Raw genomic sequence first — 15,292 nt, 5'->3', positions numbered from 1 at the left:
GGACGATGGATCATCGTCAGTGGACGGTCGTCGGGGCGCCGTCGAGCGCCGGTGCCCACACCCCCGGCATCGAGCGCGCACCCGCCGCCCTGCGCGCCGCCGGCCTGCTCGACCTGCTGGGCGCCGACGTCGAGGACGCCGGTGACGTGCCGGGCTTCCGGTGGCGGCCGGATCCGGCGTACCCCAGGGGTCAGAACGCGGGTGCGGTGGCCGCCGTCGCCTCGGCGGTGGCCGACCGGGTCGCGGCGGCGCTGGGCCGGGGGCGCGCGCCGCTGGTGCTCGGCGGCGATTGCACGGTGACCGTCGGCCTGGTCGCCGGTTGCGCGCGGGCCGGGCTGTCGCCCGCGCTGGTGTACGTGGACGGCGGCCCGGATCTCTACACGCCGGAGACCCGCGCCAACGGCAACCTTGATGCGATGGGGCTGGCGCACATGCTGGGCCTGCCGGGGACGCTGCCCGAGGTGGCCGGTGTCGGGCCGGCGGTGCCGCTGCTGTCGCCGGAGCGGGTGGTGGTGTACGGGGACTCGCTGCCCCGGGGTGACCACGAGCGGGAACTGGTGGCGGAGCTGGGGCTGGCGTACGTGCCTGCCGACGAGGTGCACGCCGACGCGCGGGCGGCGGCGCGCCGGGCCCGGTCGGTTGCCGAGGGCGCGGCCGACCGGTTCGTGGTGCACTTCGACGTGGACGTGCTGAGTTTCGTGGACGCGCCGCTGGCGGACGTGCCGGAGCCGTTCGGGCTCAGCCTGGACGAGGCGGCGGCGACGCTGGCGGAGCTGGTGGCGAGCCCGCGGTTCGCCGGGTTGTCGGTCACCGAGATCAACCCGGATCATCTGCCCGACAACGAGCTGCTCCCTCGGTTCGCCGGCGTGCTCGCCGGGGCGCTGACCGGGCGCTAGGCGGTTTCCGCGAGGTGCATCGGCAGCACCTTGGCGGCGCTCACCGCCAGCTCGCGGTCGAGCACCTGGTCGCGGGGCACGAACACCATCGCCTGTCCCTCGCCGAGCACCACGTCCTCCTGCCGGGCGTCGGTGGCGCCGCGGAACACGTACACGGTGACGGCGTGCGGAAAGCCGTCCTCGTGCGGGCGGGGGCCGCTCCACAGCAGGTGCAGCTCACCGGCGGTCAGGCCGGTCTCCTCGCGTAGCTCGCGGCGGGCGGCCTGCTCCGGTGTCTCGCCGGGCTCGATGCTGCCGCCGGGCAGGCCCCACTGGTACGGCGACACCGAGGTGTTGCCGTCGCGGTGCTGCATGAGGATCGCGCCGGTCGGGTCGACGAGCAGGACGAGAGCGACGTCGTATGCGGCCACGTCCTGAGCCTGCCACGCGGCACTGGCGATGCGCAGTCCCGACTTTCTGCCATGCAGATCGAAAGTTCGATTCGGAGCATCGAAAGCCATAGACATATGAACATGGCTTTTGTAGCGTCGGCGCACAGGCGACGAAGGAGTACGACCATGTGCTACGGATTCGACGGACAGGCCGCGCTGCGGCAGTCGCTGGACCGGCGCGACCTGCTGCGCGGCTCTCTGGCGGCATTGGCCGGAATCGGGCTCGCCACCGGGCTCGGCGCGACTGCCGCCCAGGCCGGCGGCGGGCACCATCACGGCCGGCGCCCGGTGCCCAAGGAACTGATCAGTCTCCAGCTCTGGACGGTCCGCGACGCGCTCAACGGCTCGCCCGGCTACGACGCGACGCTGGCGCACCTGGCCCGCATCGGCTACCCGCGGGTCGAGCTGGCGCTGGGCTACTTCGGCCGTACCGCGCGGGAGCTGCGCCGGTTCCTGGACGGCATCGGCATCAAGGCCAGTTCCAGCCACGACGGCATCGCCGCCGACGCCGCCGCGCTGGACCAGAAGATCGCGAACGCCCGGACGCTGGGCCAGCGGTTCATGGTGGTGCCGTACCTGAACTCCGACCGCGAGGACGACTGGAAGCGCTGGGCGGAGCAGATGAACGTCGAGGCCGCCGCCGCGCGCAGGGCGGGCCTGCGGTACGGCTACCACAACCACGCGCACGAGTTCACCATCGACTTCGGCAACGGGCGGCGGCCGTGGGACGTGCTGACCGAGGAACTCGACCCGCGCCTGGTCCACCTGGAGATCGACATCTACTGGGCGGTCACCGGCGGCATCACCTCCGGCGAGGGTGTCGACGACCCGGAGGGCTTCACGCTCGACGTGATCCGCTCGGCGCCGCAGCGGGTGTTGCAGTACCACGTCAAGGACCGCGACCCGGCCACCGGCGACATGGCGGACCTGGGCACCGGCATGATCGATTTCGCGCGGATCTTCCGGGGGCACCAGGTGATGGAGTACATCGTGGAGAACGACACCCCTGATGTGACGCCGCAGCAGACCGCCGCCGTCGGCTACCGCTACCTGCGCCGCCTGCGGTTCTGACCCCCGGCGGGGCACTGATCGCCGCCGGACGTGACACGCTCGGGGGTGGCCGCGCCGACCGAGGGGGTACGCGATGACCGACGAGCCGGACGACGTCCACTACGACCGCCTCTATCGCGACGCCGAGCGCCCGCCCTGGGAGATCGGCGGCCCGCAGCCGGCGCTCGCCGCGGTCCTCGACACCGGGGTACGCGGCCCGCGCGTGCTCGACGTCGGCTGCGGCACCGGTGAGCTGGCGCTCGCGCTGGCTCGCCGCGGCCACGACGTGACAGGCGTCGACATCTCACCGGTGGCGATCGGCCAGGCCCGGGCCAAGGCTGCTGCGGCGGGTCTGCCGGTGCGCTTCGAGGTGTGCGATGCGACCCGGATCCCGGTGCCGCCGGTGCCGTACGACTCGGTGTTCGACTCCGGGCTGCTGCACTCGCTGGACCGGCGGGGCGCTGCCGTACGCGACTACCTGGCTCTGCTGCCGCGCCTGACCGCGCCCGGCGGCGCGGTGTTCGTGCTGGCGGTGTCGCCAGACGCGGGCGAGGGCTGGGGCCTGGACGCGGACACGCTGCGCGCGGCCTTCCCCGCACCGCTCTGGACGCACGTCACGATCGAGCCGATCGACGTGCTCGCCCGGGTCGGCGGCGCGGACCTGCGCCTGGCCGGGAATCTGCTCCGCGCCACCCGCTCCCCCGCCGGCCCGTAATGTTCCGGCCGCCTGGCGCCAGCGGTGTCAGCGACGCCAGTGCTGGCGTGGGGCGTAGCCCTCGCGGCGCAGCCAGTGTTCGGTGTAGACGATCCGGTCGGCCTCGATCACGACGAGCGGGTCCTCGGGCGGCTCGGACAGCGACCGGCCCCGCTCGGCGTGTTCGTTCTCCCACCGGAACGCGGCCCAGTGGCGGGCGCGGTCGGGGTGCTCCGGGCCGAGTACCCGGGCGGTGCCGAACACCTGCGCGCCGCGGCTGCTGGCCGGGCCGACCAGCGGCGCGGCGCGTCCTCGATCATGACGGCACCCCACCGGCCGGGCTCAGGCCACAGGCGCGGTGCTGGCGCGCAGCACCACCTCGCCGGGCAGGCGCACGATCCGGCGGCGGCGACCGGTGTTCTCGGTCAGGGCCAGCTTCATCGCCTCCTCGCCGAGCCGGTGCAGCGGCAGCGCCACAGTGGTCAGCGGCGGGGTGAGGTCGCGCACGACCGGGATGTCGTCGAAGCCGGCGACCGAGACGTCGCCGGGGACCGACAGCCCGCGGTCGCGCAGCGCCGCGTACGCGCCGACGGCCATCACGTCGGTGCACGCGAAGACGCAGGTGGCGTCGAGCCCGCGGTCGAGCAGCTCGGTCATCGCCCGGTAGCCGCCGTCGCGGGTGAACGCCGCCTCGGCCACCGCGCCCGGGTCGAGCGCCACACCGGCGGCGGCCAGCTCGTCGCGGAACCCGCCGAGCCGGTCGGCGACAGTGGTCAGCTCGGGCGGACCGGACAGCACCGCGAAGCGACGGTGCCCCAGGCCCAGCAGCGTGCGGGCCAGTTCGGCGGCGCCGGCCCGGTTCTCCGGCAGCACGCTGTCGACCTTCAGGGTGCGGTGCCGGCTGACCACCGCGACCCGGCCACCACCGTCGAGGTAGGGCGCCAGCTCGGCGGCCATCGCCCGCTCCCAGCGGGGATCCTCGAAGCCGGAGCCGATGAGCAGGATCGCCGGGGCGCGTTCGGCGCGCAGCATCGACACGTATGCGATCTCGCGTTCCGGGTCGCGGAACGTGCTGGCGAGCATGACCAGCAGGTCGTTGTCGGCGGCGACCCGCATGACGCCGCCGGCGACGGCGGCGAAGTAGGGGTCGGTGACGTCGTGGCAGACGACGCCGACGCTGCGCCGGGACGCGCCGGCCAGCGCGCGGGCGTGGGCGTTCGGGGTGTACGCGAGGCGCGCGGCGGCGGCCAGCACGCGGTCGTGCAGGTGCGGGGTGACGCGCCGCCCGTTGAGCGCCCGGGAGGCGGTGGCCAGGGAGACGTCGGCCGCCCTGGCCACGTCTTCCAGCGTCACGTGCGACATCGATGCGTCTCCCTGCGGAACGTCTTGACCCGGTGTTCCGGCGTGGCTACGGTAGCACCCTGAAAGCGCTTACTGAAAGCGCATTCACCTGCGGGGAGGCCCAGTGGAACGCACGTCCGTCGGCATCATCCTCAACGGCGTCACCGGCCGGATGGGCTACCGGCAGCACCTCGTCCGGTCCCTGCTCGCCATCCGCGACCAGGGCGGCGTGCCGGCCCGCGACGGCAGCCGCATCTGGCCCGAGCTGACCCTCGTCGGCCGCGACGAGAACCGGCTCGCCGCCATCGCCGCCCGGCACGGACTGACGGCGTACACGACGGACCTGGACGCGGCGCTCGCCGACGACGCCCACCAGATCTACTTCGACGCGCAGGTGACCACCGCGCGGGAGAAGGCGATCCGGGCGGCGATCGAGGCCGGCAAGCACGTCTACACCGAGAAGCCGCTCGCCGAGGGGTTCCTCGCCTCGCTGGAGCTGGCCCGGCTCGCCGCCGCCAAGGGCGTCCGCAACGGTGTCGTGCAGGACAAGCTGTTCCTGCCCGGCCTGCGCAAACTCAAGCGGCTCGTGGACGGCGGCTTCTTCGGCCGGATCCTGTCCGTGCGCGGCGAGTTCGGCTACTGGGTGTTCGAGGGCGACTGGCAGGCCGCGCAGCGTCCGAGCTGGAACTACCGCGCCGAGGACGGCGGCGGCATCACGCTGGACATGTTCCCGCACTGGCACTACGTGCTGGAGCAGATCATCGCCCCGGTCACCGCCGTCACCGCTGTCACCGCCACGCACATCCCCGAACGCGTCGACGAGTCCGGCACCCGCTACCGGGCCACCGCCGACGACGCCGCGTACGGCATCTTCGAACTGGCCGGCGGGATCGTCGCGCAGGTCAACTCCTCCTGGGCGGTCCGGGTGCACCGGGACGAACTGGTCGAGTTCCAGGTCGACGGCACGCACGGCAGTGCCGTGGCCGGGCTGCGCGACTGCCGCATCCAGCACCGCGGCGCCACCCCGATGCCGGTGTGGAACCCCGACCTGCCGGTCACCGAGCCGTTCCGCGCGCAGTGGCAGACCGTGCCGGACAACGGCGAGCACGACAACGCGTTCAAGGTGCAGTGGGAGGCGTTCCTGCGGCACGTCGTCGACGACGAGCCGTTCCCGTGGGACTTCCTGGCCGGCGCCCGGGGCGTGCAACTGGCCGAGGCCGGGCTGCGCTCGGCGCGGGAGGGGCGGCGGGTGACGATCGAGGAGATCCCTCGGTGAGCAAGCACATCACGCTGCCCACACCGGACGGCGGCACCGAGAAGCTGACGCTGCGCGAACCCCCCGCCTGGCGACGGCCGTCCGCGCCGCCGGCCAGCCGAATCGCGTACGCGGCGGCGCACGTCGTCGCCGACCCGTACGCCGACAACTCCCCCGGCCGCCCGGCGGGGCTGGACTGGGACGCGACGCTCGCGGTGCGGCGTGACCTGTGGTCGTGGGGCCTCGGTGTGGCCGAGGCGATGGACACGGCGCAGCGCGGGATGGGGCTGGACTGGGCGGCCACGCGGGAGCTGATCCGGCGCAGCGCCGCCGAGGCCGCCGCCTGCGGCGGGCGCATCGTCGCCGGGGCCGGCACCGACCATCTCACCGGTGTCCCCGGCACGCTCGACGAGGTGGTCGCCGCGTACGCCGAGCAGGTCGCCGTGGTCCAGGAGTGCGGTGCCACGCCGGTGCTGATGGCCAGCCGGCACCTCGCCGCGCTCGCCACCGGCCCGGACGACTACCTGCGCGTCTACGAGCGGGTGCTGCGGGAGGCCGGCGCGCCGGTGGTGCTGCACTGGCTCGGCGACATGTTCGACCCGGCGCTGTCCGGCTACTGGGGTTCGACCGACCTGGACGAGGCCACCGCGACGTTCGCGGCGCTGGTGCACGCCCACGCCGGCCTGGTCGACGGGGTGAAGGTGTCGCTGCTGGACGCCGCCCGGGAGGTGCGGCTGCGGGAGCTGCTGCCACCGGCCGTGCGGGTCTACACCGGCGACGACTACCACTACCCGGAGCTGATCGAGGGCGACGGGAAGCGGTTCAGCCACGCGCTGCTCGGCGCGTTCGCGGCCATCGCCCCGGCCGCGTCGGCCGCGCTGGAACGGCTCGACGCGGACGACCGGGCCGGGTTCCGGGCGATCCTCGACCCGACGGTGCCGCTGTCCCGGCACCTGTTCGCCCCGCCCACGCCGTACTACAAGACCGGCATCGCGTTCCTGTCCTGGCTCAACGGACGGCAGCCGGGCTTCACCATGCTCGGCGGTCTGCACGGCGGGCGCGGCGTCCCGCACCTGGTGGAGGCGTTCCGGCTGGCCGACGCCGCCGGGCTGCTCGGTGACCCGGAGTTGGCGGCGCGGCGGATGCGCGCGTACCTGGACGTCGCGGGCGTGCCCGGATGACCGCCGATCCCCGGCTGGCGCGGCTGTCGCTCAACCAGCGCACCACGCAGCGCTGGTCGGTGGCGCAGGCGGTCGACGGGTGCGTGCGCGCCGGCATCCCGGCGATCGGGCTGTGGCGCGAGCCGGTGGCGGAGATCGGCGTACCGGCCGCCGCGCGGCTCGTCGCGGACGCCGGGCTGCGGGTGTCGTCGCTGTGCCGGGGCGGGTTCCTCACCGCTGCCGACGCCGCCGGACGGGCCGCGGCTCTCGCGGACAACCGGCGCGCGATCGACGAGGCCGCCGAGCTGCGCGCCGCCTGCGTGGTGCTCGTCGTCGGCGGCCTGCCGCCCGGCTCCCGCGACCTGGCGGGCGCGCGGCAGCGGGTCGCCGACGCGCTGGCCGCGCTGGCGCCGTACGCGGCCGAGCGCGGGGTACGCCTCGCGCTGGAACCGCTGCACCCGATGTACTGCGCCGACCGGGCGGTGCTGTCCACGCTCGGGCAGGCGCTGGACCTGGCCGAGGCGTTCCCGGCCGAGCAGGTCGGCGTCGTGGTGGACACCTTCCATGTCTGGTGGGATCCGGACGTGTGGCGGCAGATCGCCCGCGCCGGGGCACGGATCGCGAGCTTCCAGGTGTGCGACTTCCTCACCCCGCTGCCGGCCGACGTGCTGCTCGGGCGCGGCATGATGGGCGACGGGCACATCGACTTCCCGCCGCTGCGCCGCGCGGTGGAGGCCGCCGGCTACGCCGGTGACGTCGAGGTGGAGATCTTCAACGCCGAGGTGTGGGCCACCGACCCGGACCGGGTGCTCGCCACCATGACCGCCCGGTACGTGGACCTGGTGCTCACGGACTGACCCAGCGTCACGAGTCCGGCCTGTCGGATGAATCAGGTGGCCGCTCCCCCGAATCCGGGGGCAGGATCAGGATCATGGCATCCCCGCACCTCACCACCCCGATCACCACCGACCTGCTGCGCGGCGCGCTCGACCTGGAACAGACAGCGGACGGGGTGCTGCCGCACCGGCTGCCCGCGTGGGCCCGGGCGCAGAACACCGACCCGCAGCTGACGATGGCGGAGGCGATGCCCTCGGGCGTACGGCTGGTGTTCCGGACCCGCGCCACCACGGTCGAGCTGGACGTACTGCCGATGAAGATGGTCTACCGGGGCACCGGGCCGCGTCCCGACGGCCGCTACGACCTGGTCGTCGACGGCCACCTCGCCGGTCAGGCCACCGCCGACGGCGGCAAGGTGCTCACCGTCGACCTGGCCACCGGCACGTCCGGCGTCGAGCCGGGTCCGGTCGCCACGGTGCGCTTCACCGGCCTGCCCGCCACCGACAAGGAGGTGGTGATCTGGCTGCCGCAGCGAGAGATCACCGAGCTGGTGGCGTTGCGCACCGACGCGCCGGTCGAGCCGGCCGGCACGGACGGCCGCCGGGTGTGGCTGCACCACGGCAGCTCGATCAGCCACGGCTCGGACGCGGAGAGCCCCACCGGCACCTGGCCGGCGATCGCCGCCACGCTCGCCGGCGTGGAGCTGGTCAACCTCGGGTTCAGCGGCAGCGCGCTGCTCGACCCGTTCACCGCGCGGGCGATGCGCGACACCCCGGCCGACCTGATCAGCGTCAAGATCGGCATCAACGTGGTGAACGCCGACCTGATGCGGCTGCGCGCGTTCGGTCCCGCCGTGCACGGCTTCCTGGACACCATCCGCGAGGGGCATCCGGAGACCCCGCTGCTTGTCGTGTCGTCGATCCTGTGCCCGGTCCAGGAGGACACGCCCGGCCCGGGCGCGGTCGACCTCGTCGACGGGAAGGTGCGGTTCCGGGCCACCGGCGACCCGGCCGACGTGGCATCCGGCCGGCTCTCGCTGCGCGTCATCCGCGCCGAACTGGCCCGGATCGTGGCGTCCCGGGCCGGCGCCGACCCGAACCTGCACTACCTCGACGGGCTGGAGCTGTACGGCGAGGCCGACTACGCCGAACTGCCGCTGCCCGACGAGCTGCACCCCGACCCGGCCGCCGACCGCCGCATCGGCGAGCGGTTCGCCGCGCTGGCGTTCGGACCGAAGGGACCGTTCGCCGCGGCGGAGTGACGGACACCCACCCAGGGCACGGCGTGACCCAGGTCACACCGTGCCGTGATCCGTCGGAGGGTCCGTGAACGACCATCTAGGCGTGGGAGGAAGCCAACAGGACGAGGAGCGGCTGCTGCGGCGGGTCGCGCGCGCCGACCTGGACGCGTTCGACGAGCTGTACCGGCGTACGTCGCCGTGGCTCGCGATCCGGCTGCGGCGGCGGTGCGCCGACGACGGCATCGTGGCCGAGGTCCTCCAGGACACGTACCTCACGGTGTGGCGGGCCGCCGGCTCGTTCAGCGGGCTGCGGCGCTCCGGTGGCGCGGACGCGCCGGGCGGCTCGGCCGCCGGCTGGATCTGGACCATCGCGGCCCGGCGCCTGGTCGACGCGCTGCGCCGCCGCGCCCGGGTGCAGGAGGTGCCGACCGACATCCTGCCGGTGCGCAGCTCGCCGGCCGCCGAGGACGAGGCGCTCGCCGGGTCGTTCGGCTCGGAGGTGGGAGCCGCGCTGGACGCGCTGGCCCCGGAACTGCGGGCGGTGCTCGCCGCGATGGTCCTGGACGGACTGACCGTCCGGGAGACCTCCGTCCTGCTGGGGGTGCCGGAGGGCACCGTGAAGAGCCGGGCGCGGCGTGCCCGCAACGCGCTACGGGAGGCACTGGCATGACGGCTCACGTTCCCCCGCCGGCACTGGCCGCGTACGCGGCGGGCGGCCCCGACGACGACGCCGCCGCCTGGACGATCGAGGTGCACCTGGAGGGCTGCGCCGAGTGCCGCGACCGGCTCGGCGACCTGGCCGCACCGCCACTGCGGGCGCTGCTCGGCGACGCCCGGGAGGCGATCCTGGAACAGGCGCGCACCGGGCCGCAGCCGGTGCGCCGGCGCCCGTTGCGACGGTGGTGGCTGCGCTGGACCGACTGGTCGATGCTGGCCTGGGCAGCCATGACGTGCACGGCGATCCTCGCGGCGGTGCTGCTGGACCGCAACTTTCCGGAGCAGCCCTCGGCGGTGCTGCTGCTCGCGCCGGTGGCGCCGCTCGCGGGGCTCGCGGTGGCCTGGTCACATCGCGCCAACCCGAACTGGGAGGTGGTCGCCGGCACCGCCCGCGCCGGGCTGGAGCTGCTGCTTCGCCGTACCCTCGCGGTTCTGCTCCTGGTGGCGCCGGTGCTCGCCATAGCCGGGTTCGCGGTCGGCCGCAACCCCGCGCTGTGGCTGCTGCCCTGCCTGACGTTCACCGCGGCGACGCTGCTGCTCGGCAGCCGCGTCGGGGTGCCGCTGGCCGCCGCGCTCCTCGGCGGCGGCTGGCTCGCAGCGGTCGCGGCCATGTCGTTCACCGGCGCCGCCGACGCGGCCCGCGCCGCCGCCACGACCGAGGCCCTGCTCCGGCCCGCGACCATGCCCGCCTGGGCGGCGGCCGCCGTCGTGCTCACAGTGCTGACCACGCTGCGCGCCGAACACCTGCGGCGGCCCGCCGGCTGACGCCGGCCCCCGGAACCACGCCACGGCGCCCCGACGGTGCCGCGGATCACCCTGCCCCGAGAAGGAGACGACATTGGTACGCGCAGTGAGCGCCGACGAGGTGGCGCCGACCCGGCACGCCTGGCGGATCGAGGCGGTGGGACTGTCGGTGAAGGCCGGGCGGCACCTGGCCGTCGACAACCTGGGCCTGACACTCGGTGCCGGCGTGCACGGGCTGCTCGGCCCCAACGGCGCCGGCAAGAGCACGCTGATGCGCGCGCTCGCCACTGTGGTCAAGCCGCACGCCGGAGTGCTGCGGCTGCTCGGCGCGGACGCCACCACGACCCGCGAGCTGCGGCCGGTGCGCCGCCGGCTCGGCTACCTGCCGCAGCAGTTCGGCTACTACCCCCGGTTCACCGTGCGGGAGTACGTCGAGTACGTGGCCTGGCTGCGGGAGATGCCGGCCTCGGCGGTGCCGGGCGCGGCCCAGCGGGCCATCGAACGGGTACGCCTCACCGACCGGGCCGACGCCAAACTCAAGTCGCTGTCCGGCGGCATGCTGCGCCGCGCCGGCATCGCCCAGGCGATCGTGAACGAACCGGACCTGCTGCTGCTCGACGAACCGACAGTCGGCCTCGACCCGGAACAGCGGGTCGAGTTCCGTGAACTGATCCGCGAACTCGGCGCGGACGCCTGCGTGCTGGTCTCCACCCACCTGGTGGAGGACGTGGTGGCGGCCTGCTCGGACGTCATCCTGATGGATCACGGCGCCCGCGTGTTCCAGGGCCTGCCCGCCGACCTGGTCCGCCACGGCGAGACCGGCGGCGTCGGCGACAGCGCCGCCGAGCGCGGCTACTCGTACCTCCTCCAGCAGCACCGGAGCGCCCGATGATCCGACAGGTACGCGTCGAACTGCGCCGCTCCAACGCGCCGGTCGTGGCGGTGCTGCTGATCGCCGTCGGCGTCCTCGGCACCGCCAGCATGTACGACTTCTGGCAGGGACAGTGGCTGCGGCTGGGCTACGTGCACGCCTCCAACGTCTTCCTGCTGATGCCGCTCGCGCTCGCCGGTGGCGCGGTGCTCGGCCGCCGGGACCGCCGTACCCGCGCCGACGAGCTGATGAACAGCACCGGCCGGCCCCGCTGGCAGCGCGCGCTGCCGGCGATGACAGCGCTCGGCGTCGCCGCCGCCGCCGCGCACCTGCTCGTGGTCGCCGCCAGCGCGGCGGTGATCGCCACCGGCGGCACCTACCTCGGCGTACGCGGACTCGCCGGGCCGCTGATCGACGTGCTGGTGCTGGTGGGCGCGGCCTGGGTCGGTGTGGCAGCGGGCCGGCTGTGGTCCTCACCGCTGCTGCCGCCGCTGCTGGCCGCCGCCGGCCTGGTGGCGCAGGAGGGCACCGCCATGCTCGGCGGTCCGGCCGGTAGCCGGCTGACGAACGCGTCCCTCATGATCTCCTGGCCGCCGGACACGCCGTGGGAGACGCTGTCCGACCGGCTGCTGCTCAGCCGCCTGGCGCTGGGTGTCGGGCTGGTCCTCGCCGGACTGCTGCTGACGGCGGGCCGGTCGTGGCCGCTCCGGGCCGGCGCGGCGGCGAGCCTCGCCGCCGGTGTCGCGGGACTCCTGCTGATCAGCGCACCGGGTCCGGCCGGCATCTGGCAGCTCGACCAGTCTGCGCGCCGCTACGTCTGCGCCGACGGCACGCCGCAGGTGTGCGTCACCGCGATCAACGCGCACCTGCTGCCCCAGATCACTCCCGAGGCCCGCCGCGGGCTCGACGCGCTGGCGAAGCTGCCGAACGCACCGACCCGCGCGGTGGAACTGCGGCTGGACACCATCGGCAGCAACGACAGCGAGCAGTGGCACCGGCCCAAGCCGGCACCGGACACCGTGCAGTTCCTCCTGGAGATCGACCCGGACACCGGCCGGGTCGCCGACGTGGCCGAGCGCATCGCCCTGGGCGGCGGCACCGGTTGGTCCGGCTGCGGGCGCAGCGGCGACGACATCGCCCCGGCGATCGCCGCGGCCTGGCTGCTCGACGCCGAGACCGTACGGCTGTGGGACTCCTGGACCGGATACCGGTACGCCGACGAGCAGCAGGACGAGATCCGGGCCGGGGTGCGGCAGCTGCGCGCCCTGCCCGCCCCGGAGCAGTTGCGGCGGGTCACCGCGCTGCGGGACGCGGCCGCGCGGTGCGAGCCGGACCTGATGCCGGCGCTCACCGGACGGGCCGCGCCGTGACCCGCTGGCTGCCGCTGTACGTGCGGTCCCGCCGGATACCCGCCGCCCTGGCCGGATCGGCAGTCGCCGTCGCCGTGATGGCTCTTTCCTGGTCCGCCTTCACCGACCGTCCCGAGGTACCCGCCCGGCTCGCCGTGCTCACCACCGCGCTGGCGGTGGCGCCGCTCGGGCCGACGCTCGCCGGCACCGACCCGGCGCTGGAGCGGACCGCCGCGTGGCAGTGGGCGCCGCGCCGGGCCGGGCACCTGATCGGGTACGGCGCACTGGTGGTCGGACTGCTGGCCGCCGCCCGCGTGCTCGGCGCCGACTTCGGGCCGCTGTCAGTGCTGGCCCGCGACACGGCCGGCCTGATCGGGCTGGTCGGGCTCGGCGCAGCGCTGGCCGGCGCCCGGGCCGCCTGGCAGGTGCCGACCGCCTGGGCCGCGCTGGGCGCGTTGCTGGCCGCGCCGGGCGGGCCGAAATGGCGGCAGGTCGCGCTGTGGATGGCACAGGAGCCGGGCAACCGGATCGCCGCCGTCACCGCGGCGACCTTCCTCCTCGGCGGCGTCGTCGCGTACGCGCTGCGCGTGGGGCCACAGGTCGCGGCGGCCGAGGCGGCGCTGGAACAGTGACGTGCCGGACCTCGTCGCGCGCCCACGCGCGCGGCGAGGTCCGGCCGGTGTCAGGTCAGCGGCACCCAGGCCAGGGTGGTCATGCCGGCCAGGGCGGTCGCCTTGAGACCGGCGTCGGAGACCGTCCAGAGCACGCCGTCGATCATCAGCGAGCGGCGGATCGGCGCCCACTCGCGGCCGTCGTCCAGGGCGCCCGGGTGGTCGACGGCCCCGGCCACCGTGAAGCCCTTGTCGCCGACGCGCAGCGCCAGCACCCCGCCGGACGGCGCACGCCTGGTGCCGTCGGCGCGGTCGGTGACCACGCCCGGCTGCCGCACCGGGAGCACCACCAGACGCTCCGGCTCCCAGTACAGGAACGCGTGCGGGTCGTGTTCCACCTCGGACCAGCCGCCGGGGATGTGGTGCTGCGCGATCCGGGCCGGCCGGGCCGGGTCGGCCACGTCGAACAGCGACACCTGGGTGCCGGTCACCCGACCCTGGCCGGTCGCGTCCTGGCCGACGCCGATCAGGCGGCCGTCGCCGGCCGGGTGCAGGTACGCCGAGTACCCGTTGATCTTCAGCTCGCCGGTGACCCGGGGCGCGGCCGGGTCGCGCAGGTCCACGCCGTACAGCGGGTCGGTCTGCCGGAACGTGACCACGTATCCGGTGCCGCCGACGAACCGCACCGCGAAGATCTGCTCGCCCTTGCCGAGGCCGGTGACCGCGCCGACCCGCTTCAGCGTGGCCCCGTCGGCGCGCAGCACGTAGACGCCGGACTGGGAGGACCTCTCCCGCCTCCACGTGTCGCCGGTGGTGGTGGCGACCCGCAGGTGACCGTCCCACTCGGACAACGCGTACTGGTCGATCAGCCAGCCGGGCACCGACCCGGCGGCGACGAAGCGTGGCGTGGCCCCCGCGGTGTCGAACTGGTAGATCTCGGTGCCGGCGTCACGCGCCCCGGACGGCGCGCCACGCCACGTCCGCCAGCGCTGGTCGTTGGCGACGTAGAGGCGCGGGCCGTTGCTGTAGACGGTCTCACCGTCGGCGACCACGGTGACCGGGTCACCGGCGTCGAGCGCGGACGCGCCCAGGTCGAAGCTGAGCACCGTGACCATCGAGGCGCCGGAGAAGCCGGTCGGCCGGCTGACCCGGTCGCAGCCCACCCGTCCGGTGCCGACGGTCCGCACGCCGTCGCGGATCTCGTAGCGGGGCAGCCAGTCGTCGAGCGTGGCCTTGTCGATGATCGCCCGGTTGGCGGCGATCCGCTGGGCGTCGGTCTTACGGTCGGAGCGGAAGGGGAAGTCGAGCCGGGGCGTGGACCGGATCACCACCCGGGCGGTCGTACCGGACTGGCGGGCGTCGACCAGGAGGCCGTCGATCCGGTACTCCCCGACCACGCGGGGCGGTCCGGCGAGGTCCAGCAGGACCAGCCGGGCCTGCGGGGTCCTGCCCGGGCGGGTCTGCCCGTCCGGTACGGGGCCCTTGACGATCCGGCCCGCGTGCAGCAGCACGAGCGCCCGGTCGCCGTGCAGCAGCAGGCTCCCCTCGTCACCGGCGAACCGCTCGGCGTCGGGATCGAGCGCCAGCCGGCCGGTCACGCGGCGGCTCGCCGGATCGACCACCGACAGCACGCCCCCGGTGACAGTGACGATCCGCCGCCCGTCGGTCTTGACCATGTCCGGTTCGTCCACACCGGCCTCGTGCACGTTGGTGCCGGAGTAGGCCGCCGCGCCCGCATCCTTGGCGGCGCCGCCGAGCGCCGTCGCCCGTTCCGCGCTGAACTGCCGGAGGACGTCCGGTCCGAAGCCCCACGGGCCGACCGCCGCCTTCGCGGCCGTGCGGAGCTGCCGCAGCGCCTCGTCGCAGCCGTCGAACGCCACCAGCCGCAGCCCGCCGGCCGGCACGACCTGCCCGGCGGGCGGGCCGGCGGCCGGCGGCTCGGCGGCCGGGGGTGACGCGGTGCAGCCGGCGAGAGCCAGCGCGGCGGCCATCGTCCATCCAAGCGTCCGGGGTCCGTGACCTGTCATGCCGGTCAGACGTGGCGGTGACGGGCGCGGTTCCCGATCGCGCCGTCCCAACCGCCGGCCGTGCCGCTC

15 protein-coding genes and 1 pseudogene are annotated in these 15,292 nt (G+C 74.8%); 12 read left to right on the top strand and 4 right to left on the bottom strand.

Annotated features, from left to right (window positions below):
• Window positions 1–5: 5 nt before the first annotated feature.
• Complete coding sequence (locus tag IRY44_RS23775; RefSeq protein WP_194802439.1) at window positions 6–896, top strand: arginase family protein; 891 nt, start codon at window positions 6–8, stop codon at window positions 894–896.
• Here IRY44_RS23775 and IRY44_RS23770 read toward each other — a convergent pair.
• Window positions 893–1,306 (bottom strand): NUDIX domain-containing protein, encoded by a 414-nt coding sequence (locus IRY44_RS23770; RefSeq protein ID WP_194802438.1) that lies wholly within the window; start codon window positions 1,304–1,306, stop codon window positions 893–895. The two genes, IRY44_RS23775 and IRY44_RS23770, sit on opposite strands and share 4 nt — an antisense overlap.
• A gap of 147 nt (window positions 1,307–1,453) precedes the next feature.
• Between IRY44_RS23770 and IRY44_RS23765 the strand changes: the two genes are divergently transcribed.
• On the top strand, window positions 1,454–2,398 hold the full coding sequence (locus IRY44_RS23765; RefSeq protein WP_194802437.1) for a sugar phosphate isomerase/epimerase: 945 nt from the start codon (window positions 1,454–1,456) through the stop codon (window positions 2,396–2,398).
• 73 nt (window positions 2,399–2,471) lie between these two features.
• Window positions 2,472–3,092: a bifunctional 2-polyprenyl-6-hydroxyphenol methylase/3-demethylubiquinol 3-O-methyltransferase UbiG gene (locus tag IRY44_RS23760; RefSeq protein WP_194802436.1), complete on the top strand. Its 621-nt coding sequence runs from the start codon at window positions 2,472–2,474 to the stop codon at window positions 3,090–3,092.
• Window positions 3,093–3,119: 27 nt separating this feature from the next.
• Here the strand turns inward: IRY44_RS23760 and IRY44_RS23755 are convergent.
• Both IRY44_RS23755 and IRY44_RS23750 read right to left on the bottom strand, forming a co-directional pair.
• Window positions 3,120–3,383 (bottom strand): annotated as a pseudogene (locus tag IRY44_RS23755) (pyridoxamine 5'-phosphate oxidase family protein); the annotation flags it as partial.
• 30 nt (window positions 3,384–3,413) lie between these two features.
• Entirely contained in the window at window positions 3,414–4,433 is a 1,020-nt protein-coding gene (locus IRY44_RS23750; RefSeq protein ID WP_194802435.1) for a LacI family DNA-binding transcriptional regulator, read from the bottom strand.
• Between the two features lie 103 nt (window positions 4,434–4,536).
• Here IRY44_RS23750 and IRY44_RS23745 point away from each other — a divergent pair, with 103 nt between their 5' ends.
• The 9 genes from IRY44_RS23745 to IRY44_RS23705 all read left to right on the top strand — a co-directional run bounded on the left by IRY44_RS23745 (window position 4,537) and on the right by IRY44_RS23705 (window position 13,217).
• The gene (locus IRY44_RS23745) at window positions 4,537–5,688 is read left to right on the top strand and encodes a Gfo/Idh/MocA family protein (RefSeq protein WP_194802434.1); all 1,152 of its coding nucleotides are present in this window, start codon (window positions 4,537–4,539) and stop codon (window positions 5,686–5,688) included.
• Window positions 5,685–6,848 carry a dihydrodipicolinate synthase family protein gene (locus IRY44_RS23740; RefSeq protein ID WP_194802433.1) on the top strand — a complete coding sequence of 388 codons (1,164 nt, stop codon included), beginning with the start codon at window positions 5,685–5,687 and terminating at the stop codon, window positions 6,846–6,848. Before IRY44_RS23745 ends, IRY44_RS23740 begins: the two co-directional genes overlap by 4 nt.
• Window positions 6,845–7,684 (top strand): sugar phosphate isomerase/epimerase, encoded by an 840-nt coding sequence (locus tag IRY44_RS23735; RefSeq protein WP_194802432.1) that lies wholly within the window; start codon window positions 6,845–6,847, stop codon window positions 7,682–7,684. Before IRY44_RS23740 ends, IRY44_RS23735 begins: the two co-directional genes overlap by 4 nt.
• A gap of 74 nt (window positions 7,685–7,758) precedes the next feature.
• A complete protein-coding gene (locus IRY44_RS23730) occupies window positions 7,759–8,925 on the top strand; it encodes an SGNH/GDSL hydrolase family protein (protein ID WP_194802431.1) in 1,167 nt (388 codons plus the stop codon).
• Window positions 8,926–8,989: 64 nt separating this feature from the next.
• A complete protein-coding gene (locus tag IRY44_RS23725) occupies window positions 8,990–9,574 on the top strand; it encodes an RNA polymerase sigma factor (RefSeq protein WP_370584997.1) in 585 nt (194 codons plus the stop codon).
• On the top strand, window positions 9,571–10,386 hold the full coding sequence (locus IRY44_RS23720) for a zf-HC2 domain-containing protein (protein WP_194802429.1): 816 nt from the start codon (window positions 9,571–9,573) through the stop codon (window positions 10,384–10,386). The genes IRY44_RS23725 and IRY44_RS23720 overlap by 4 nt, the downstream gene beginning before the upstream one ends.
• A gap of 73 nt (window positions 10,387–10,459) precedes the next feature.
• Window positions 10,460–11,257 carry an ABC transporter ATP-binding protein gene (locus tag IRY44_RS23715; RefSeq protein ID WP_194802428.1) on the top strand — a complete coding sequence of 266 codons (798 nt, stop codon included), beginning with the start codon at window positions 10,460–10,462 and terminating at the stop codon, window positions 11,255–11,257.
• Window positions 11,254–12,606 (top strand): hypothetical protein, encoded by a 1,353-nt coding sequence (locus IRY44_RS23710; RefSeq protein WP_194802427.1) that lies wholly within the window; start codon window positions 11,254–11,256, stop codon window positions 12,604–12,606. The genes IRY44_RS23715 and IRY44_RS23710 overlap by 4 nt, the downstream gene beginning before the upstream one ends.
• Entirely contained in the window at window positions 12,603–13,217 is a 615-nt protein-coding gene (locus IRY44_RS23705) for a hypothetical protein (protein WP_194802426.1), read from the top strand. Before IRY44_RS23710 ends, IRY44_RS23705 begins: the two co-directional genes overlap by 4 nt.
• 50 nt (window positions 13,218–13,267) lie before the next feature.
• On the opposite strand, the gene IRY44_RS23700 is transcribed toward IRY44_RS23705, so the two are convergent.
• A complete protein-coding gene (locus IRY44_RS23700) occupies window positions 13,268–15,187 on the bottom strand; it encodes a beta-propeller domain-containing protein (protein ID WP_194802425.1) in 1,920 nt (639 codons plus the stop codon).
• Between the last annotated feature and the right edge of the window lie 105 nt (window positions 15,188–15,292).

The sequence above is a fragment of the Micromonospora sp. ANENR4 genome (genome assembly GCF_015354395.1).
In the GTDB taxonomy this organism is placed as follows: Bacteria; Actinomycetota; Actinomycetes; order Mycobacteriales; family Micromonosporaceae; genus Micromonospora; species Micromonospora aurantiaca.
This window is presented reverse-complemented; position numbering and strand designations above follow the sequence as displayed.